A 19,690-nucleotide genomic window follows, 5' to 3' on the forward strand; every position below is an offset into this window, starting at 1 on the left:
AAGGCGACGCGGAGTGGAGCGCAGCGCAACGCAGCGCCCTTTACTCGGCTCGCGGAAGCACGACACTGACGAAGAAGCGAGTGGCCCCGACGGTGACCTTTCAGTCGGCGGTGACACCGAGGTGCGGCCCGCACGCCCATCCGGGTCGTGCGGGCCGCACCGGTCGGGTCACCGGGTCACGACTTCTCCGGGCACTCCTTCCACGCCAGGTGGTACACCGTGCTGATGTCCCCGTCCGTGGAGTCCATCGTCATGAAGCTGACGTCGTCGGGTGACGTGGTGCCCGCGCTCACCCGCAGCTCCGTGTTGATGTTGAAGTTGCGCTGGACCCCGCAGGGCGCGTAGACCAGCTGGGCCCAGTCGGTCTCGTCCGTGGCCTGCCAGTTGTCGTCGTAGGGGCCCGCGAAGGGGTGGCTGCGGTACTCGGTGTTCGGGGAGCCCTGGAAGTAGTACGACGCCCGCTGCGTGCCCTTCGCGCCGGGCTGGAGCGAGGCGAAGCCCCGGTAGTCGGCGCTGGCGATGGCGTAGGTGAAGCCCTGGGGGACGTGCACCAGCAGGCTGAGCTGGCAGTTCTTGCGGAAGGCCGTGGGGTCGGAGTCCCCGCCGGCCTGGGCGAGGTAGTCGCTGTACGTCACGGTGAACGCGGTGTTGTCCGCGGAGACGGCGACCGCGGCGGTGCCCTGGGGGCAACCGGAACCGTTCACCGTGGCGACCTTGATGACGATCTTGTCCGGCGGCGGGTCCTCGAACCCGGTCGACGGGTCGTGCGCGGGTAACGCGGCGGTGAGGAGCGCGGCCGCCGCCGCGCCCATGAGCAGTCCACCAGCCATGGTTCTCCGTCCTTCGGTGGGGGGTGATGTCTCGCCTTGCCGTTTCGGATCGTTGCTGCTATGGGCCGTTGAAACGTCATGTACATGCCAAATATGCACGCACATGCACCCCCGGCCCCCGTGAAGGAGGCGTGGAAGTGCGGTGAAGGCCGGGAGCGCTCGCATCGTATGGAGCCCCGCGACCGGCGGACAGGGTGAACTCCGGCCATTCACTTCCACCCCACCGAAAAGGGAGGAACCGGCCGTAACGGAACCCTCGTGTGAACGCAAGGGCACCGGTTCGTGGACAATGGCCCACCGGCACCCCGTGTGGCAGTACTACAGGAGGCGCTCCCTTGGAGCTCAGCAGGCGTACCTTCACCGCCCTGGCCGGTACGGCGGCGCTCGGTCTCGCGCTGGCCGGCAGCGGCGGGGCGGCGACCGGCGCGCACGGGCCGCGCAGCGTCCCGACGGGCCCGCCGCCCCCTCCCCCGAGCGCGGACGGCAAACGGCACCGGATCGGCCACGACCGGTACTCGCTGCTGGTCGACGGCCGGCGCCTGGTGCTGTGGTCCGGGGAAATGCACCCCTTCCGGCTGCCCAGCCCGTCCCTGTGGCGGGACGTGCTGCAGAAGCTGCGCGCCCACGGGTGCAACGCGGTCAGCGTCCCCGTGCCGTGGAACCACCACTCCCCCGCACCCGGTACGTACGACTTCACCGGGGTGCGGGACCTGGACCTCTTCCTGAGCACGGCCGCCGAGGAGCGGCTGTACGTCATCCTCCGTCCCGGCCCGTACCTCGGTTCCGCCGATCTCGACGCCGGCGGCTTCCCCGGGTGGCTGACGGCCACCGGGGGCCGCGCCCGCACCGCCGACCCGGAGTACCTGCGGCACGTCGACGAGTGGCTGAGCGCCGTCAACCGCATCGCCGTCCGGCACCTGTTCACCGCGGGCGGCGGCACCGTGCTGCTGTACCAGTTCGAGGAGGGGTTCGAGGTCCCCGCCGACGATCCGGCCGGGCGGGCCTACCTGACCCACCTGTACGACCGGGCGCGCGCCGACCGCATCGACGTACCGCTGTTCCACGCGGACGGGCGTTTCGGCGTCCGCGGGAACGGCCGGCGGACGCCCGGGGTCCTGGCCGGGGCGGCCGGCGGGGCGGCCGACCCGTGGGGCGGGGCCACCTCCGGCGGCAAGGGGTACGCGGAGGTGCGGCGGACGCACGACGCGGCCCACCAGCGGCGCGACCACCTCACGAGCCTCGCCGACGGCGTCACCGTGCACAACGTCCGCGTGGCGTTCGGCGGGACCTCGTGGGGCTGGCTGCCCGCGCCGGGCGTCTACACCTCGTACGACTACGGGGCGGCGATCAGCGAAGGCCGCCGGCCGACGCCGAAGCTGGCCGCGCTCCAGCAGCTCGGCCACCTGCTGCGGACCGTGCCCGACCTCGCCCGGCTGGACCCGGCGAAGGAGGTACGGGCCGAGGACGACCGGCTGAAGGTGCGCCACCTGGCCAACCCCGACACCGGCGCCCAGGTGTACGTCCTGCACAACGACTCCGCGGAACCGGTCGCCTCGATGCTGCCCGGCACCGGCATCGACGTACCGGTCACCGTCGGCGCGCGGGACGCCAAGCTGCTCACCACCGGGCTGGAACTGGGCCGGCGGAAACTGGCGTACACCACCGCGCAGCCCATGCTGAGCACGACCGTCGGACGGCAGGACATCGCCCTGTTCACGGGCCGCAGCGGTGAGACGGCGCAGGTCGCGCTGGACTGCGACAGCGAGCCGCTCACCTACCGGCTGGACGACGAGCCCGGGTGGTCCTACGACCGGGGCAGGCTGAACATCGTGGTGCCGCTGGGCGTGGGCGGACTGAGCCGGGTGCTGCTCGAGGGCGGGGACTCCGAGACGCCCATGGTGCTGCTGTTCGCCGACGACGCGACCGCGCTGCGCCTGTGGCCGTACGAGACCCCGTCCGGCCCGATGCTGGTCTACGGCCCGGCGCTGCTGCGCTCGGTCACCCTGCGCGGCTCCACCGCCCACCTCGTCGGCGACCTCGTCGGCGAGACCGGCCTGGAGGTGTGGACACCGCGCGGGATCACCGCCGTGACCTGGAACGGACGGCCGGTGCCCACCCAGGTCAGCCGGGCCGGGAGCCTGCTGATGGAGGGGCTGATGCCGGGCGTGCCCGAAGTGCGGCTGCCCGCGCTGGAGGGCTGGCGCCGACGGGCGGAGAACCCGGAGTCCGAGGCCGGTTTCGACGACTCGGCGTGGCCGTCCGCCGACCTCACCTCGTCGCACAGTACGACGCCCGTGCCCGAGGGCGGTCCCGTCCTCTTCGCGGACGACTACGGCTTCCACCACGGCGACGTCTGGTACCGGGGACGGTTCGAGGACACGCGGGGCGTCGAGTCCGTGTCGCTGTCCTACCGCACCGGTACGCAGGGACTGCTGATGGCCTGGCTGGACGGCCGCCCGCTGGGCACGCACCGCATGCCGGTGCCGGACGGGGACACGGCCCGGCGGGGCACGTGGACGGCGACGGCCTCCTTCGGCGTGCCGAAGAAGCGGCGCGAGCGGGGCCCGCACGTGCTGTCCGTGCTCGTACGGCCGATGCAGCACGACGGGGACGCGCGGGCGCGGGACCCGCACAAGGCCGCGCGCGGGCTCGTGTCGGCCGGGTTCGGGGGCGCGTCCCGGGACGTGGAGTGGCGGATCCAGGGCGCCACGGCGCCGGACCGGGTGCGCGGGCCGCTGAACAACGGCGGGCTGTACGGGGAGCGGGAGGGCTGGCACCTGCCCGGGTTCGACGACCGGGAGTGGCGGGCCGTGGAGTTCCCGCGGGCGGAGCGGCGGCAGGGGGTGGCCTGGTACCGGACGGGGTTCCGGCTGAACGTGCCCGCCGACGTGGACGCCTCGATCGGGCTCACGCTCGACGACGACCCGGAGCGCGCCTACCGGGTCCAGATCTTCCTCAACGGCTGGAACATGGGCCAGTACATCAACGATGTGGGCCCGCAGCACACCTTCGTCCTGCCGAACGGGATCCTGCGCACACGGGGGACCAACACACTGGCCCTGGCGGTACTGTCCGACGGGACCACACCCTCGGGCCCGCGTGATGTGCGGCTGACGCTGCTGGGCGCGGCACAGGGCGGGATCCCGGTGAAGGCGGTGGACTCACCGGGGAGGTGAGCCCACCGCCGGGCACATCACACCGGACGGTTCACGCCGGCCGGATCACGCCAGCCGGATCACGTTCCAGGACAGCGGCTCCAGCACGGCGGAGAGCCGGCCGTCGGCCAGGGTCGTGCCGTCGACCGGGTGCGGGGTGACCCGCTCGGGCTCGGCGAGGGTGTTGCGGGCGTCGGGGTCGGCGTCCGCGAGGGCGCTGTGCTCGACGACCGAGGTGAGGTCGAGTCCGTTGAGCGCGACGTCCAGCGGCAGGGACCCGGTGCGGCTGCGGTTGACGGCGAAGACGGTGACCGTGCCGTCCTCGGCGCGCACGGCGGTGGCGTGCAGCAGGTCGGCCTCGCCGTACTTCTTCGTCTCGTACGTCGGTGAGTCCACGCGGACGTCGAGCACCTCGCCGCGGCCGTACCGCGAGGCCTGGGCGAACGGGAAGAACGTCGTCTGCCGCCAGGCCGGGCCGCCGGGCTCGGTCATGATCGGGGCGATCACGTTGACGAGCTGGGCGAGACAGGCCACGGTGACGCGGTCCGCGTGCCGCAGCAGGGCGATGAGGAGCGAACCGAAGACGACGGCGTCGGTGACGCTGTAGTTGTCCTCGAGCAGGCGGGGGGCCTCGGGCCAGTCCAGGGCGCTGACCTGGGCCTCGGTCCGGGACAGGTACCAGACGTTCCACTCGTCGAAGGAGAGGTCGATCTTCTTCTTGGACTTGAGGCGGGCGCCGACGTGGTCGCAGGTGGCGACCACGTTCTCGATGAAGGACTCCATGTCGACGGCGGAGGCGAGGAAGGAGTCGACGTCTCCGTCGAGCGGCTCGTAGTAGGCGTGCAGGGAGATGTAGTCGACCAGGTCGTACGTCTCCTTGAGGACCGTCGCCTCCCACTCGGCGAAGGTCTCCATGGACTGGCCGGAGGAGCCGCAGGCGACGAGCTCGACACCGGGGTCGATCTGGCGCATGGCGCGGGCGGTCTCGGCGGCGATCCGGCCGTACTCCTCGGCGGTCTTGTGGCCGGTCTGCCAGGGGCCGTCCATCTCGTTGCCGAGGCACCACATGCGGATGCCGAACGGGTCCTTGTCGCCGTGCTCGACGCGCAGGTCCGACAGGGCGGTTCCGGAGGGGTGGTTGGCGTACTCCTGGAGCTCCAGGGCCTCGGCGACGCCCCGGGTGCCGAGGTTGACGGCCATCATGGGCTCGGCCTGGGGGCCGATCTTCTTCAGGAAGGCGATGTACTCGGAGAGGCCGAAGCGGTTGGTCTCGGTCGAGCGCCAGGCGAGGTCGAGGCGGCGGGGGCGGTCCTCCACCGGGCCGACGGAGTCCTCCCACTTGTAGCCCGAGACGAAGTTGCCGCCGGGATAGCGGATGGCGGTGACGCCGAGCTCCCGGACGAGGTCCAGGACGTCCTGGCGGAGGCCCTCCGCGTCCGCGGTGGGGTGGTCGGGCTCGAAGATGCCGGTGTACACGCAGCGGCCGAGGTGTTCCACGAACGAGCCGAAGAGGCGGGGGTTCACTTCACCTACGGTGAAGGCGGGGTCCAGGGTGAAGCGGGCGGTGCGCAATTTCTTCCTTTCGGGGGTTCGGTTTCGTCTGCGGGTCGGTGGGGGCTGGTCGCGCACACGCGGCGGAGCCGCACGTCGACACGGCCCCGCACCCCTAACGGATGACCGGCCAGCCGTTTTTCCTCCAGTTCAGGGTGTTGAGCCCCAGCTTGGGCGTGCCGTCGTCCTCGGCGTCGTAATAGTGGTAGGCCAGGACGTCCCGGCCCTTGTCCTTGAAGACCGACTGGCCGCCCGTGCCCACGTACCTGCCGTGGCCGGCCAGCAGGAGGTCGCCGCCGCCTTCCAGCATCGGGGTGCCCTCGCTGTCGACGTACGGGCCGGTGATCGACGTCGAGCGGCCCACCTTGATCCTGTACGTCGAGTTCACGCCCGAGCAGCACGCGTCGTACGACGCGAACAGGTAGTAGTGGCGGCCGTGCTTGACGATCTCCGGGCCCTCGACCGCGTACGGCTCGTCGGGGCGGGTGGCCAGGTGGTGGACCGGGGCGTCCTCGACCGCCTTGCCCGTCGCCGGGTCCAGTTCGACCATGCGGATGCCGGTCCAGTACGAGCCGAACGTCATCCACAGGCGGCCGTCGGCCCGGGTGACGGCCGGGTCGATGGCGTTCCAGTGGTCGGTGGTCTCCGAGGTGAAGACCTTGCCGTGGTCGGTCCAGGTGCCGGGCAGGCCCGTGCGGGAGGTGGCGACGCCGATCGCGGAGTGGTTGGTGCCCCAGGAGGAGACGGCGTAGTACAGCCAGTAGCGGCCGTCGCGGTGGGAGAGGTCGGGGGCCCAGGGGTCGCCGGTGTCGTTGTACTCGTACCACCAGGTGGGGGGTTCGGCGAAGGCGTTGCCCGCGTCCGTCCAGTGGACGCGGTCCTTCGAGGTGCGGGCGCCGATGACGCCGCCCGTCGAATAGGCCACGTAGCCGCCGGACTCGAGGCGCAGCACGGTCGGGTCGTGGATGATCTGCTGGCCGGTGACCGGCTGGGGGTCGGGGTACGTCACGTCCGCCCGGGCGGTGGTCGGCGGCAGGGCCACGGCCGCGGCGGCCAGGAGGGTGACGAGTCTCAGGCGCTTCACATCAGGCTCCCCTCGGCGGGATCACTGGCCGGCCAGACCGGTGTGGGCGACGCCCGCCACGATCTGGCGCTGGAAGAAGACGAAGACGATGATCAGCGGCAGGCCCGCCATGAGGCCGCCGGCCATGAGCTGGGCCCACTGGATGCCGTAGGAGTTCATGACGGTCGCGATGCCGTTCGGCATGGTCATCAGGTCGGGGTTGTTGGTGACCATGTAGGGCCACAGGAAGTTGTTCCAGGAGCTGATGAAGGTGAAGATGCCGACCGCCGCGAGGGAGGGGCGGGACAGCGGCACGATGATGGTGAAGAAGACGCGCCAGCGGCCGGCACCGTCGATGAAGGCGGCCTCCTCCAGTTCGCGCGGGATGCCCTGGAAGAACTTGTAGAGGATGTAGACCATCGCGGCGGGCGCGCACTGCGGCAGGATCATGCCCCAGTAGGTGTCGACCATGCCCATCTGCTGGACGGTGGTGAACAGGGGGACGCCGAGCACGGCCGGGGAGACCATGAGGCCGGCCATGACGACACCCATCAGGACGTTCTTGCCGCGGAACTCGGTGCGGGCGAAGCCGTATCCGGCGAGGGCGCTGACCACCAGCACGATCGTCGTCACGCAGACGGACACCACCAGGGAGTTCACGAACCAGTTGGTGATGTTGCCGGTCTCGAAGATGGCCGTCCACGCCTGGCCGGTCCACTCCTCCGGCAGCCAGTGCGTCGGTACCTCGACGGCCTCGGTCTCCGACTTCCACGAGGTGAACAGGGCCCAGGCGAGCGGGGCGAGGAAGACGACGGAGACGGCGGTGCCGAGGAGGGTGAGGACGATCTGGCTGGGGGTCCAGGTGCGCCGGGGCTCGACCCGTGTCTGCTGTGCGGCGGTGGTCATCGGCCGCCCTCCTCACGGTTGCGCAGCAGCCACATCCGGGCGAGGGCGATGGCCGCGATGATCACGAAGAAGATGATGGAGATGGCGGAGGCGTAGCCCACGCGGTAGCTGGTGAAGCCCTCTTCGAGGGTGTACTGCACGAACGTCCTGGTGGATCCCTCCGGACCGGGCAGGAAGTCCATCATCACGACGGCCTGGTCGAAGACCTGGAGCGAGGCGAGGATCTGCAGGGCGATGACCAGGCCGGTGATGTTGCGCAGCATCGGCAGGGTGATGTGGACCATCCGGTGCCAGGCGTTCGCGCCGTCCAGCTTGGCGGCCTCGTAGAGGTGTCCGGGGATGCCCTGGAGGGCCGCGAGGTAGAGCAGGAAGCTGAAGCCGACCGTCCACCACAGGGTGCAGATGACGACGGCGAGCATCGCGTACGACTTGTCGTTCAGCCACGGCGTCTCGATGCCGAAGACGTGGTTGACCATGCCGGTGCCGGGGTTGAACAGCCACTGCCACAGGTTGGCGGCGACGGTCGACGGCAGCAGGAACGGGGCGAAGAAGCACAGCCGCCACAGCCACTTGGCGCGCTCGATGTGGTGGGCGAGCATCGCGAGGAGGAAGGCGAGGACCGTGATGCAGGGCACGACGAGGAGCGTGAAGTACGCGCTGTTGCCGAGCGATTCCCACACCAGCGGGTCGTCGAGGGCCTCGCGGTAGTTGTCCAGGCCGATGAAGTCCGCGGCGTCGCCGGAGATGTTGGCGTCGGTGAAGCTGAGGTAGACGCCGCGCAGCAGCGGCCAGATCACGAAGAGCGCGAACAGCGCGAGGAACGGGGCGACGAACCAGCCGCCGTGCTGGAAGCCCTGCTTGCGGCGGACGGTGGCGCTGTCCGCGGCGGTCCGCACGCGCGCGGGCGCGATGACGGTCTCTGCGCCGGTCGTCGTCATGCGACCGCACCTCCCTGCGCGGCGGTGTGGCCGTCCATGGGGTTCTTCGAGGCGAGCAGTTGGGCGAGCGTGCTCTTCATGCTGCGGGCGGCGGCGTCCGGCTTGGCGGAGCCCATCGTCGAGGAGACCACGACGGGGCCGACGCGCTGGGCGAGGATGCCGGTGGAGCCGGCGAACCACACCTTCGGCTCGGTGGCCTGGTGGTCCATCGCGGAGACGTACTCGCTCTGCGGGTCGAGCTTCTGGTAGGCGGCCGTGGACAGGGTGGGCGTGTGGGCGGGGATGTGTCCGCCGGCGGCCCACTGCCGGGCGTGCTGGACGATGTAGGCGGCGAGCCGGTGCGCGCCCTCGTTGGCGGCGCCGCCGCGGTCGGACTGGTGCGGCAGGACGAAGGCGTGCGACTCGGCGTGGGTGGCCTGCCTGCCGAAGACGGGCGGCAGCGGGGTCGCACCGTAGTCGATCTTCGCGCTGTCGAAGACCGGCACCGACCAGTTGCCCTCCCAGACGAAGGGGCCGCCGTTGACGAACTGTTCGGCGCCCGCGCCGCCCGCGAAGTCCGGGTTCGCGTACCCGTCGGTGACGTGCCGGCGCAGGAACTCCAGGACCTGGGTGGCCTTGTCGGTGTCGAAGGTGACCTCGGTGTTGGCGTCGTCGAACCAGGTGCCGCCGAGCTGGGTGTAGAAGGCGACGAAGAACCACCACTGGAAGTTCTGGTCGGCGGACCACATGCCGATGGTCTGCAGGCCCTTCCCGGCGGCCCCCTTGGCCTCCTTGAGCACGTCGAACCATGCGTCGACCGAGGTCACGGGCACGATGCGGCCGTCGGCGCCGAGCAGGCCCGCCTTCTTCAGCACGTCCTTGCGGTAGAAGCAGAGCTGGACGTGGATGTCGAGCGGGAGGGCGTAGAGCCTGCCGTCGACGACGGCGCGCTTCCACAGCTCGGGGTTGAAGTCGGTTTCCTTCACGCCGTACTTGGCGAGCAGGCCGACGTCCCAGGGGTCCAGGAGGCGGCCGGGTGAGAAGCCGGTGACGCGGCCCAGGTGCATGACGCCGAGGTCGGGTGCGCGGTTGCCCGCGGCCGCCATGGCGAGCTTGGTGTAGAAGGGGCTGCCCCACTGGAGGGTGGAGTCCTTCACCTCGATGCCGGGGTGGTCCTCGCGGAAGGAGTCCAGCATCGCGATCATGTTGTATCCGTCGCCGCCGCTGAAGAGGTTCCAGTAGCGCACCCGGGTGTCCGCCCCGGAGGCGAGCGCGTCGGCCCCGGTCCCGAGCGCCGCGAAGCCGAAGCTTCCGGCGACGGTCAACCCGCCTAGTCCGGCGAGCAGTTGCCTGCGATTCAGGCCAGGTCGTCCCATGCCCTGCCCCATCCGTTCATGGATCGTTCGAAATATCGAATGACGCCCGTAACTTCGAACGGACCGTAAGGGGGATGGACCGGCGCGTCAATGACCCGGACAAGAACTCACAGCGGGACTTTCCGTGGACGTCCCTCGCATGACTCCGCGGACCTCCCTCGCATGACTCCGCGGACGTCCCTCGCATGACTTCGCGGACGTCCTTCGCATGACGCGGGCACGTTCGGCCGCGTAGGCTCGAACGGCCTTGGGTTCAGCGGTGAACGGGAGCGAGGGGACGGGATGGGGTTCGCGGACGCGGCCGTGGGTCCGGCCTCGTTCCTCAGCACGTTCTACACGTCCTTCTGGTGGATCCCGGCCGCCGTCCTCGCCACCGCCCTGGCGATCAAACTGCCGACCATCATCCGGCTGTGGACGGACCCGCTGCTGCGCGCGGTCGGCGGGCTGCTGCTGCTCGCCTGCGCGGTGTTCGTGTTCGTCGCCCCGTCGACCATCGTGTGGGTCAACCGGGTCACCGGCGTGCCGAACATCTCGGCGCCCTGGGTGTACTCGCTGCTGACCGCCTTCTGCGGCTCCTGCCTGGTGCTGATCATCGCCTGGCGCGACGGGCCGGCCGAGCACTCCCCCTCCACCCGCCGCGCCACCCGCCGGGTGCTCCGCGCGTACGGGGCCGTGATCGTCGCGCTGTGGGTGCTGTTCGCCCTCGCCGACGTGCCCGTGGAGCGCACCCGGGACCTGGACACCTACTACGCGACGACGCCGTTCATGCGCGAGGAGATCCTGCTGTACCTCGTCGCGCACACCACCGCCGCGCTCATCACCTCGAAGCTGATCTGGAACTGGATCCGCGCCGACGGACTCGACGCCTGGCTGCGCTGGGGACTGAAGTTCCTGGGCGTCGGATACGCGCTGAACCTGGCCTTCGACGCCGCCAAACTCACCGCCGTGGGCGCGCGCTGGACCGGCAACGACCTGGACTGGCTCAGTCTGGACGTGGCCCCGGCGCTGGCGTGTCTGGCGGCGGTGTCGATCGCGGTCGGCTTCATCCTGCCGCACGCCGGCCAGTACCTCCACGAGCGCTGGCGGCTGCGCCTGGCCCACCACCGGCTGCGGCCCCTGTACCTGCTGATGCGGTCCGTGCACGGCTGCGGCCTGCCGCTCGTGCTGCGCGCCGGGCCCGAACTGCGCCTGACCCGCCGCGAGACGTTCATCCGGGACGTCCTGCTGCCGCTGGCCCGCCACACCGACGAGCGGCTGCGCGAACGGTCGTACGCCGCCGCCCTCGGCCTGGGTCTCCCGCCGGAGCGGGCGCGGGCCCTCGCCGCGGCCGTGGTGGTCCTCGACGCCGTCGAGGCCGGGGCCGGTACGCGCCGCGGTCACGAACTCGACACCACCGAGCTGCTCCGCGAGATCGGGGCCGTCTCGCGCGCCCTGCGCCGGCCCGACGTGATCCGGGAGGTCCGCGCGCTCGCCGTGGCACCCGGGGACATCGCGGCGGTCACCGAGTGACCGCTTCACCTCCGGAACTGGCCGGGACGGCACCCGACTTGGCATATTGCACAGGTGACCGGGCGACACCCAGGGGAACAGGGAGACAGCGGTGCGTACCAGGAAGGAGATGCGTCGCCTCGCTGACGCCCTCATCGACCCCATCCGGGTGGCGGTCCCGGCGGACCCCGAGGTCCTGTTCGAGGCGCTGGTCGCCTCCGTCAGCGCCTGGCGGGGACGTGACGTGGTCGTCCACCGGGCGGCGTTCCCCCCGCACACGGCGAGCGGACTGTGGCTGGAGCGCGAGGGCCACGACGACGTGGTGGTGGACGAGCGGGCCGCCGTGTGGCACCAGATCGTGATCCTCTGCCACGAGGTGTGGCACATGAACCGCCGCCGGGAGGAGGCCGGTGAGCGGCCCGGACCGGTCGCCGCGCGCACCGACTTCAGCCTGGCGGAGGAGCAGGAGGCGGACCGCTTCGGCATGCTGATGGGCCGCCGGCTGCGCACCTGGCTGGACGCCTCCACCGACTCGGTGTACGCCGCGGAGGGCGGCGACCCGCAGGACCTCGCCGGACGCATCGGGGCCGCACTCAACTACCGCGGGACCAGGAGATGAGCGGCCTGATCAACTACGTCAGCTGCGGGGTGCTGTGGCTCGGCCTGCTGGTGAAGGCCCCCGATCTGCTGCGGCACCGGCGCGACCCGTACCTGCGGACGATCTGCGCGGTGCTGGGCCTCGCGGGCCTGTGCTTCTTCCTGGGGGCGCCGCCGACGGTCGGCGCCGTCAACCGGATCGGCGACGTGCCGAACCTCGCGGCGCCGGTCACCTACGTGGTGATCACCGGGTACTGCGCCGCGTCCCAGCTCCTCGTCGTGCACTGGCGCGGCGGTCCCCGGGTGCGCCGCACCGCCCGCCGCTGGCTGCTCGCCTACACCGTCGTCGTCCTCGGCATCACGGTGACGTTCACGCTCGGCGAGGCGCCCGTGGAGCGCCGTACCGACCTGGACACCTACTACGCGACGACGCCGTTCATCGCCCAGATGATCGTGCTGTACCTGCTCGCGCACCTCACCGCGGTGACCGTCACCGCCGTGTCCTCGCTGCGCTGGGCGCGCCGGGTGCGGGGCGGACTGCGGGCGGGGCTGACGCTGCTCGGCACCGGTTCGCTGTGCGGGGCCGGGTACAGCGTGGCCAAGCTGGTCGCGGTGGGCGCCCGCTGGTCCGGGCGGGACTGGTCGAAGCTCGGCACCACCGTCTCCCCGGCCGCCGCCGGGCTCGGCGCCCTGCTGACGGTCGTCGGGGTGCTGGTGCCGCTGGCGGCGCCCCGCGCCACCGAGTGGCGGCGGGCACGGCGGACGTACGCCCGGCTGGAACCGCTGGAGCGAGCGCTGGACGACCTCCTCACCCGCCGGACGCTGCGGCTGCCCCGGCCCGGGCTCGCCTCCCCCACGACGCGGCTGGTGTGGCGGCAGACCAGCATCCACAACGCGCTGAGCCACCTGGACGCCTACCTCGACCGGGAGCTGTACGACCGGACCCGCGCCGGCGCGCTGGCGGCGACGGGGGACGCGGAGCGCGCGGAGGCCGCCGCGTGGGCGGCGGTGATCACCGCCGCGGTGCGCGCCGAGGCGGAACCGGGGCGCCCGGTCCCGCCGCGCGACGGCGGCGGCCGGCTCCCGGACCGGGTGCCGGACCCGGCCGCCCTGGCCCGGATCGCCGACGCGCTGGCCGGTGCGGCCCCGGCGCCGGCGGCCGCCTCGGTGCCGAGCGGCACGACCACGGCGGGGACCGCGTGAACCGGGCCCCGGACGGGAGGAGCCGGCCGGTATGAGTCTCGTCGTCTACCTGGCGGCCTTCGTGTTCGGGATGACGTCCGTGCTGCTGTTCCGCCGCCCGCGCACGGCGGCCCCGCGCAACCCGCTCACCCTGTCCACCTGCGCCGCGATCATCCTGGGCGCCCTGGTCTTCGTGTGCGCCGCACCGGCCACCCTGGCCGCCGTCAACTCCCTCACCGGCGTCCCCAACTTCGGGGCCCCGCTGACCTACGGGATGCTCTCCGCGTACAGCTGCGCGGTGCTGGTGCTGCTGATCAACTGGCGGGGCGGGTCGCGGGAGCGGGTGCGGCGCATGGTGCTGCGCAGCGTGGCCGCCTACGGTGCGCTGGTGGTCGCCATCGTCGTCCTGTTCGCGCTCGCCGACGCGGACACCGAGCGGCTGACCGACCTCGACACGTACTACGCCAACACCCCGTTCATGCGGGAGATGATCCTGCTGTACCTGGTCGGGCACAGCGCGGCGATGCTGGTGATGTGCGTCGTCTGCGTCAAGTGGGGGCGCGAGGTCGGCGGGCTGCTGCGGACCGGGCTGCGGCTGATCCTGGTGGGGGCGCTGCTGGACGTGGTGGGGTTCCAGCTGACCAAGTACACGGCGGTGGTGGCCCGTTGGTCGGGGCACGACCTGGACTTCCTGTCCACCTCGGTCGCCCCGCCGATGGCCTCGCTGGCCGCGCTGCTGTGTTCGGCCGGGTTCGTGCTGCCGCGGCTGCTGCCGTCCGTCCGCGCGCAGTGGCGGGGGCTCGGCGACTACCGGCGGCTGGGCCCGCTGTGGTCGCTGGTGGGGACGGTGGCGACCGCGCCCAAGCCGCAGGCCGCCTGGTGGCAGCTGCCGCAGGCGCGGCTGCAGTGGCGCGAGGTGTCGATCCACGACGCGCTGCTCGCGCTGGCGCCCTACTTCGACCACCGGCTCCGCGAACGGACCCGGGACACCGCCCTGCGCGCGGGCCGCTCCCCCCACGAGGCGCGGCTGGCGGCCGAGGCGGCCATGCTCGCCGACGCGGCGCGCCGGGCCGCCGCCCGCGAGGACCCGCCCGAGACCGCCGGTACGTACCGACTGCACGCCACCGAGGTCTCCGGCACCGACGGGCTGGTGGAGCTGGCACAGGCGCTGCACCGCCCTCCCTCCGCGACCGCCGCGCCCGACGGCGCGGCGCCGCCCGCCACGACCGAAGCCGTGACCGAACCCGAGGAGCCCCATGTCGCGTAGAGCTGTCGTCATCGGTGCCGGCCTGGCCGGCATGCTGGCCGCGGCGGTGCTGTCCCGCGCGGGAGCGGACGAGGTGATCGTCCTGGACCGCGACGAACTGCCGGACGGCCCGGAGCACCGCAAGGGGCTGCCGCAGGGCCGGCACGCGCACCTGCTGATGGCGGGCGGCCTGGACGCCATGGAGGAGCTGCTGCCGGGCGCGGGACTGCGGGGGCGGCTGCTCGCCGCCGGGGCGCACGAGATCCCGCTCAACTCGGGCATGCTCGCGCTCACGTCCGAGGGCTGGCTGCGGCGGTGGCGCCGCGAGGGGCCGGTGATGGTGACGTGCAGCCGGGCGCTGGTGGACTGGGCGGTGCGCACGGCGGTACGGGAACGGGTGCCGGTGGAGGTCCGCAAGGCGGCGGTGGTGGGGCTGACGGGCTCCGCGGGGCGGGTGCGCGGGGTGCGGATCGCGGCGCCCGGCGGGGACACCGACCTCGAGGCGGACCTGGTCGTCGACGCGAGCGGACGCGGGACACGGGTCACCGGCTGGCTCGACGGGCTCGGACTGACCGGCGTGGAGGAACGGACGGTGGACTCCGGGCTGGTCAACGCGTCGCGCGTCTACCGGGTGCCGGACGGCGCGGAACGGTTCCCGCTGACGATCGTGCAGGCCAACCCGTATGTGTCCCGGCCGGCGCGGAGCGCGATGGTGATGCCGATCGAGGGGGGCCGCTGGCTGGTGAGCTGCGGCGGTTCGCGGGGTGGTGAGCCGCCGGCGGATCCGGAGGGGTTCCTGCGGTACACGCTCGATCTGCCGGATCCGATCGTGGGGCGGCTGATCTCCGGCGCGGAGCCGCTCACGGACGTGCACCTGAGCCGGTCGACCAGCAACGTGCGGCGGTACCTGGAGCGGATGCCGCGGTGGCCGGAGGGGCTCGTGGTCCTCGGGGACGCGCTGGCCACGTTCAACCCGGCGTACGGGCACGGGATGTCGGTGGCCGCGTTCGGTGCGCGGGTCCTCGGGCGGGAGCTGGAGCGGGGCGGGGACCTCGGCGCGCCGGGTCTGGCCCGGCGGGTGGTGCGGGGCGCCGCGCGGGCGGCGGACGCGGCGTGGTCGATGGCGGTCGGACAGGACGTGCTGTACCCGGACGTACGGGGCGGGAGGCCGCCGGGTGTCGGCGACCGGATGGTGACGGCGTACACACGCCGCATGATGAAGGCGGCCACGGGCTCCTACCCGGCGGCCTCGGCGGTCTGGGACGTCACCAGTCTGCGTACGCCGCCGACGCGGATGTTCCGTCCCGGCGCGGCGCTGGCGGCTCTCGCCGGTTCCCCGCTCCCTCCGTCGACCGAGCCCCCGCTGACGCCGGGTGAGCGTGAGGTCCTGCGGGGGCTCGACCGTACGGGGGTGTGAGCCGGAGGGTTTTCACCCGCCGGCCCTTCCCGTCCCCGTCCCCCGGGGCCGCCTGCACCGCGGGTACTTCGACCACGGCGACGGCCGCGGGAAGGCCCTGCCTCGCCCCTCTCGCCATGGCCGGCTGCGGTACCGCTGCCGGCACTGTCAGCGGTGTGGCTGCGGGAGCGGTGGAGGACGCGCTCGAACGAGGAGAGGCAACGGCCGTGAAGAGGCATCCGGACGGCGGCGAGATGGTGGACCCGCATGCGGGATCCGAGCCGGGGAGCTCGGTGGCGGCCGCGTCACTCCGGATCGGACCCTGCGCGAGTGTCTTCGCCGGCCCCACCCCTTCTGGCCGGGAGAAGAGCTCCCGCCTCTACGCCGAAGGCGACCGCGTCAACCGGAACCGACCTCGACGGACTGCTCTCCCTCGACCTCAGCGGTGAGTCTCGCACCGGGTGGGGCACGGCCTCGCGCCGCGCGGTATCGCACGCATGGCCCCGTGTCCTCGGGGCAACCGACAGACACCCCTCACGTTCAGGAGTCCCATCATGATGATCGTCGGGATTGTCGCAGTGTGTGTCGTCCTCGCCCTTCTGGCTTTCCTCGTGCCGCGCCTGTCCCACCATCCGCAACGCGGCACTCAGCGCACGCTCGGCGTCGGGTCACGGGCCGGCGGGAAGGCCCCCGGATTCCTCGGCCGAGCGCTCAGCAAGCCGTTTCGCAGCAGTTCCAAGGCTGTCGGCCGCAGCGGGTCGGCCGGCCGGCGAGCCCGTGGTCGCATGCCGTTCTGACCGGCGCCGTGGCCCATGGTGAGCATCTCCGGGAGAAGCACGCACTCGGCCGGTGCCCTGCGCACCATCGCTCACAAGGGCGGCGAATTCCTACCCGCCTGGCTCCTCCTCACCGTCATCGGCGCGGTCGTGGTTCTGATGGCCGTTCTCGCGTTGCGCAGGAAGAATCAACGGTGAGTCGGCGGAACGGTGTTCTTCGCGGCCGTCTCCGCCTCCCTGCCGAGGAAGGAAGGCGAAGGCAGGGAGACCACGCCAAGGGCGTGTCGGGCAGTACAGCGCCCGACACGCCCTTCGGCATTCGTCGGGCTCGGTGCCGCCTTCCCCTGTTCCGCCTTCCGACTCGACCGAAGTCGCCGCTCATCCTCAACTCGCCCCGCAAATAGGTGTGTTGGCCTTCATTCGGGGCATTCGGCCCAGCAGGCCGACGTGATGTGACGGCGGCCGGCACTCGTTGAGGAGATGGGGATTCGCATGGGTCACAGGGGGACGAAGGCCGCCGCGATCGTGGTCGCCGCGGTGATGGGGAGCGTTGTCCTGTCGGGTTGTGGTGACGGCAGCGGCTCGAAGGCCGAGGAGGACGGCACGTCGCCGAGCGCGAGCAGAAGCGCCGACGCCCAGGAGCAGGGCACGACGGAGGTGCGGGCCGCCTACGACAAGACGGCCGAGGCCGAGTCCGCGCGGATGACGATCAAGGTGAATCTCGCCGCGGAGGGCAAGACGATCACCTCCGAGGGCAAGGGCGTCCTCGACCTGGCCGAGGGCGACAGCGTCATGACCACCACCGCGCAGGACGAGACGATCGAGCAACGCGTGGTCGACCAGGTCCTCTACCAGAAGATTCCTGGCCAGAAGGCCCCGGGCGGCAAGCCCTGGATCAAGATCGACCTGGAGAAGGTCGCCGCGCAGCAGGGCCTGGGCAACCAGCAGATCGGTGACCCGGCCCAGACCGCCGCCTACGCCAAGGCGATCACGGACAAGGACGTCACCAAGGTCGGCACCGAGAAGGTCGGCGGAGTCGACACCACGCACTACAAGGTCTCCGTGGACGTCTCCAAGCTGCCGGGCGGCGACCGGATGAGCAAGCAGCTCGGCCCGACGCTGCCGATGCAGGTCTGGCTCGACGACGAGGGGCGGCTGCGCCGCCAGCAGATCGACATGACCGTCAAGGCCCCGGCCTCCGCCCAGCCGGAGGGCAGCGCCTCGCCGCAACAGCTGAAGATGAACACGGTGATGGAGTTCTCGGACTTCGGGACCGAGGTCGACGCCGAAGCCCCGTCGGCCGGCCAGGTCACCGACATGACCGACGAGACCCTCCAGGGCAGCCGGCAGCAGAGCTGAGCGGCGCAGGCCCGGTCGGTACTCGACCGTACGGGGGTGTGAGCCGAAGGGTTCTCGCCCCCGTCGGCCCTTCCCGCCCCGAACCCAGACCCCCGGGGAACGGGGATGGGAACGGGAAGGGCCGGCGGGGGCGCATCGGAATCAGCCCGCGAACGGCGGCTGGGGCACCCCCTTGCCCGCCCCCGGCACCACCAGCAGCGAGCCCGCCAGAGGGTGCGGAGCCGTCAGGCCCACCCGGGCCGTGGTGATGTAGAGGTCCGTCAGGTCGGGGCCGCCGAAGGCACAGGCCGTGACGAGGGGGACGGGAAGGGGAATCACCCGGTCCAGCTCCCCGGACGGGGTGTAGCGGCGCACCGCACCCCCGTCCCACAGGGCCACCCACACGCAGCCGTCCGCGTCCACGCACAGCCCGTCCGGGAAGCCGGCCCCGTCCTCGATCGCAGCCAGCGAACGACGGTTCGCGATCCTGCCGTCCGCCTCGCCGACGTCGAAGACGTCGATGCGGCGGGTCGGCGAGTCGATGTAGTACATCAGCCGGCCGTCGGGGCTCCAGCCGATGCCGTTGCTCACCGCCACGTCGTCGAGGAGGACCTTGACCGTGCCGTCCCCGGTGACACGGGACAGCGTGCCGCCGCAGGGCGCCTCGTCGTAGCGCATGGTGCCCGCGAAGAGGCTGCCGTCGGGGGCGACGGCGGCGTCGTTGGCGCGGCGGCCGGGGACGACCTCGCGGTGCAGCCAGCGGAAGGTGCCGTCGGGGTCGAGCAGGCCGATGCCGTCCCGCAGGTTGAGGACGAGTCCGCCGCCCGCGCGGGGCTTGACGGCGCCCACGTGCTGCTCGGTGCGGCGGACCGTGCGCCGGCCGGTCGCCGGGTCGTAGGTGTGGACGCGGGAGCCGAGGATGTCGATCCACAGCAGGCGGCCGGTGGCCGGGTCCCAGGTGGGGCCCTCGCCCAGGGCCGCCTCCGCACGGACGGCGACGTCGTAGGTGTTCGTCATGCCACGCTCCGGTAGCCCAGTCGCTCGGACAGTTCGGCGGCGCCCTTCGCGGCGAGCTGCTCCAGCTCGCCGAGCCGCTCGTCGCTCCAGCGGATCATCGGTACGGAGATGGACAGCGCGGCGACCACCTGCCCCGTGCGGTCGCGCACCGGGGCGGCGACACAGGAGACGTCCGGGTTGGACTCGCGGCTCTCCACGGCGACGCCCCGGGCCCGGATCTCCGCGAGGGTCTCGCGCAGGGCGGCCACGTCGGTGATGCTGTTGGGTGTCATCGCGGACAGCTCGGCGTCGTCGGGGACGCGCGCGGCGAGTTCGTGCTCGGGGAGGGAGGCCAGCAGCATCTTGCCGACGGAGGTGCAGTGGGCGGGCAGTCGGCGGCCGGCCGCCGACACCATCCGCACCGCGTGGGTGGAGTCCACCTTGGCGATGTAGATGACGTCGGTGTCCTCCAGGATCGCCACGTGCACCGTCTCGTCGCAGGTCTCGGCGACCGACCGGGCGACCTGCTGGCCCTCGGCGGCGAGGTCGAGGTGCTCGGCGTAGCGGGCGCCGAGCTGGTACGGGCGTACGCCGAGCCGGTAGCGTCCGGGCTGGCCCGCCACCGGGACGATGTACTTCCGGGCGGCGAGCGTGGTCACCAGCTCGTGGACGGTGGTGCGCGGCAGCTGGAGCCTGCGCACGATGTCGGGGGCGGAGAGCGTCCCGTCCCCGTCGAGGAAGAGCTCGAGAATGTCGAGAGCCCGGGTAACGGCTGGTACGAGGCGTCCCACGACCGGCCCCCTCCCTATGTGTCTCAGGCGCCTGCGATCGTTCGAGATTTCAACAGGCGATCGGAATGACGAACACACAGGC

Annotated in this window: 16 protein-coding genes; 8 read left to right on the forward strand and 8 right to left on the reverse strand. The window is 72.0% G+C overall.

What is annotated here, in order from left to right; translation table 11 throughout:
- Window positions 1-176: 176 nt before the first annotated feature.
- The gene (locus AB0A94_RS30955) at window positions 177-830 is read right to left on the reverse strand and encodes a DUF4360 domain-containing protein (RefSeq protein ID WP_361749270.1); all 654 of its coding nucleotides are present in this window, start codon (window positions 828-830) and stop codon (window positions 177-179) included.
- Between the two features lie 335 nt (window positions 831-1,165).
- On the opposite strand from AB0A94_RS30955, the gene AB0A94_RS30960 reads away from it, so the two are divergent.
- Window positions 1,166-4,006 carry a beta-galactosidase gene (locus tag AB0A94_RS30960; protein ID WP_361749271.1) on the forward strand — a complete coding sequence of 947 codons (2,841 nt, stop codon included), beginning with the start codon at window positions 1,166-1,168 and terminating at the stop codon, window positions 4,004-4,006.
- A gap of 45 nt (window positions 4,007-4,051) precedes the next feature.
- On the opposite strand, the gene AB0A94_RS30965 is transcribed toward AB0A94_RS30960, so the two are convergent.
- The 5 genes from AB0A94_RS30965 to AB0A94_RS30985 all read right to left on the reverse strand — a co-directional run bounded on the left by AB0A94_RS30965 (window position 4,052) and on the right by AB0A94_RS30985 (window position 9,798).
- Window positions 4,052-5,557, reverse strand: a complete 1,506-nt coding sequence (locus tag AB0A94_RS30965; RefSeq protein WP_361749272.1) for an alpha-N-arabinofuranosidase — start codon at window positions 5,555-5,557, stop codon at window positions 4,052-4,054.
- 94 nt (window positions 5,558-5,651) lie between these two features.
- Window positions 5,652-6,620 (reverse strand): arabinan endo-1,5-alpha-L-arabinosidase, encoded by a 969-nt coding sequence (locus AB0A94_RS30970; protein ID WP_361749273.1) that lies wholly within the window; start codon window positions 6,618-6,620, stop codon window positions 5,652-5,654.
- 21 nt (window positions 6,621-6,641) lie between these two features.
- Window positions 6,642-7,505: a carbohydrate ABC transporter permease gene (locus AB0A94_RS30975; protein WP_361749275.1), complete on the reverse strand. Its 864-nt coding sequence runs from the start codon at window positions 7,503-7,505 to the stop codon at window positions 6,642-6,644.
- On the reverse strand, window positions 7,502-8,443 hold the full coding sequence (locus AB0A94_RS30980) for a sugar ABC transporter permease (protein ID WP_361749276.1): 942 nt from the start codon (window positions 8,441-8,443) through the stop codon (window positions 7,502-7,504). Before AB0A94_RS30980 ends, AB0A94_RS30975 begins: the two co-directional genes overlap by 4 nt.
- Window positions 8,440-9,798: an extracellular solute-binding protein gene (locus AB0A94_RS30985; protein WP_361749277.1), complete on the reverse strand. Its 1,359-nt coding sequence runs from the start codon at window positions 9,796-9,798 to the stop codon at window positions 8,440-8,442. The genes AB0A94_RS30980 and AB0A94_RS30985 overlap by 4 nt, the downstream gene beginning before the upstream one ends.
- A gap of 282 nt (window positions 9,799-10,080) precedes the next feature.
- Here AB0A94_RS30985 and AB0A94_RS30990 point away from each other — a divergent pair, with 282 nt between their 5' ends.
- From AB0A94_RS30990 to AB0A94_RS31020, 7 genes are all read left to right on the forward strand, one after another.
- Entirely contained in the window at window positions 10,081-11,307 is a 1,227-nt protein-coding gene (locus AB0A94_RS30990; protein ID WP_361749278.1) for a DUF6545 domain-containing protein, read from the forward strand.
- A gap of 91 nt (window positions 11,308-11,398) precedes the next feature.
- Window positions 11,399-11,905: a toxin gene (locus tag AB0A94_RS30995; protein WP_361749279.1), complete on the forward strand. Its 507-nt coding sequence runs from the start codon at window positions 11,399-11,401 to the stop codon at window positions 11,903-11,905.
- A complete protein-coding gene (locus tag AB0A94_RS31000) occupies window positions 11,902-13,086 on the forward strand; it encodes an MAB_1171c family putative transporter (RefSeq protein ID WP_361749280.1) in 1,185 nt (394 codons plus the stop codon). Before AB0A94_RS30995 ends, AB0A94_RS31000 begins: the two co-directional genes overlap by 4 nt.
- Window positions 13,087-13,117: 31 nt before the next feature.
- Entirely contained in the window at window positions 13,118-14,332 is a 1,215-nt protein-coding gene (locus tag AB0A94_RS31005; RefSeq protein ID WP_361749281.1) for an MAB_1171c family putative transporter, read from the forward strand.
- Entirely contained in the window at window positions 14,322-15,728 is a 1,407-nt protein-coding gene (locus tag AB0A94_RS31010; RefSeq protein WP_361749283.1) for an FAD-dependent monooxygenase, read from the forward strand. Before AB0A94_RS31005 ends, AB0A94_RS31010 begins: the two co-directional genes overlap by 11 nt.
- Before the next feature lie 533 nt (window positions 15,729-16,261).
- Complete coding sequence (locus tag AB0A94_RS31015; RefSeq protein ID WP_361749284.1) at window positions 16,262-16,504, forward strand: DUF6411 family protein; 243 nt, start codon at window positions 16,262-16,264, stop codon at window positions 16,502-16,504.
- Between the two features lie 471 nt (window positions 16,505-16,975).
- The gene (locus AB0A94_RS31020) at window positions 16,976-17,842 is read left to right on the forward strand and encodes a hypothetical protein (RefSeq protein ID WP_361749285.1); all 867 of its coding nucleotides are present in this window, start codon (window positions 16,976-16,978) and stop codon (window positions 17,840-17,842) included.
- A 141-nt stretch (window positions 17,843-17,983) separates the two neighbouring features.
- On the opposite strand, the gene AB0A94_RS31025 is transcribed toward AB0A94_RS31020, so the two are convergent.
- Together AB0A94_RS31025 and AB0A94_RS31030 are read right to left on the reverse strand one after the other, a co-directional pair.
- Entirely contained in the window at window positions 17,984-18,838 is an 855-nt protein-coding gene (locus AB0A94_RS31025) for an SMP-30/gluconolactonase/LRE family protein (RefSeq protein WP_361749286.1), read from the reverse strand.
- Window positions 18,835-19,608 (reverse strand): IclR family transcriptional regulator, encoded by a 774-nt coding sequence (locus tag AB0A94_RS31030; protein ID WP_361749287.1) that lies wholly within the window; start codon window positions 19,606-19,608, stop codon window positions 18,835-18,837. The genes AB0A94_RS31025 and AB0A94_RS31030 overlap by 4 nt, the downstream gene beginning before the upstream one ends.
- Window positions 19,609-19,690 lie beyond the last annotated feature (82 nt).

It is taken from the genome of Streptomyces sp. NPDC044984, assembly GCF_040646935.1.
Classification (GTDB): domain Bacteria; phylum Actinomycetota; class Actinomycetes; order Streptomycetales; family Streptomycetaceae; genus Streptomyces.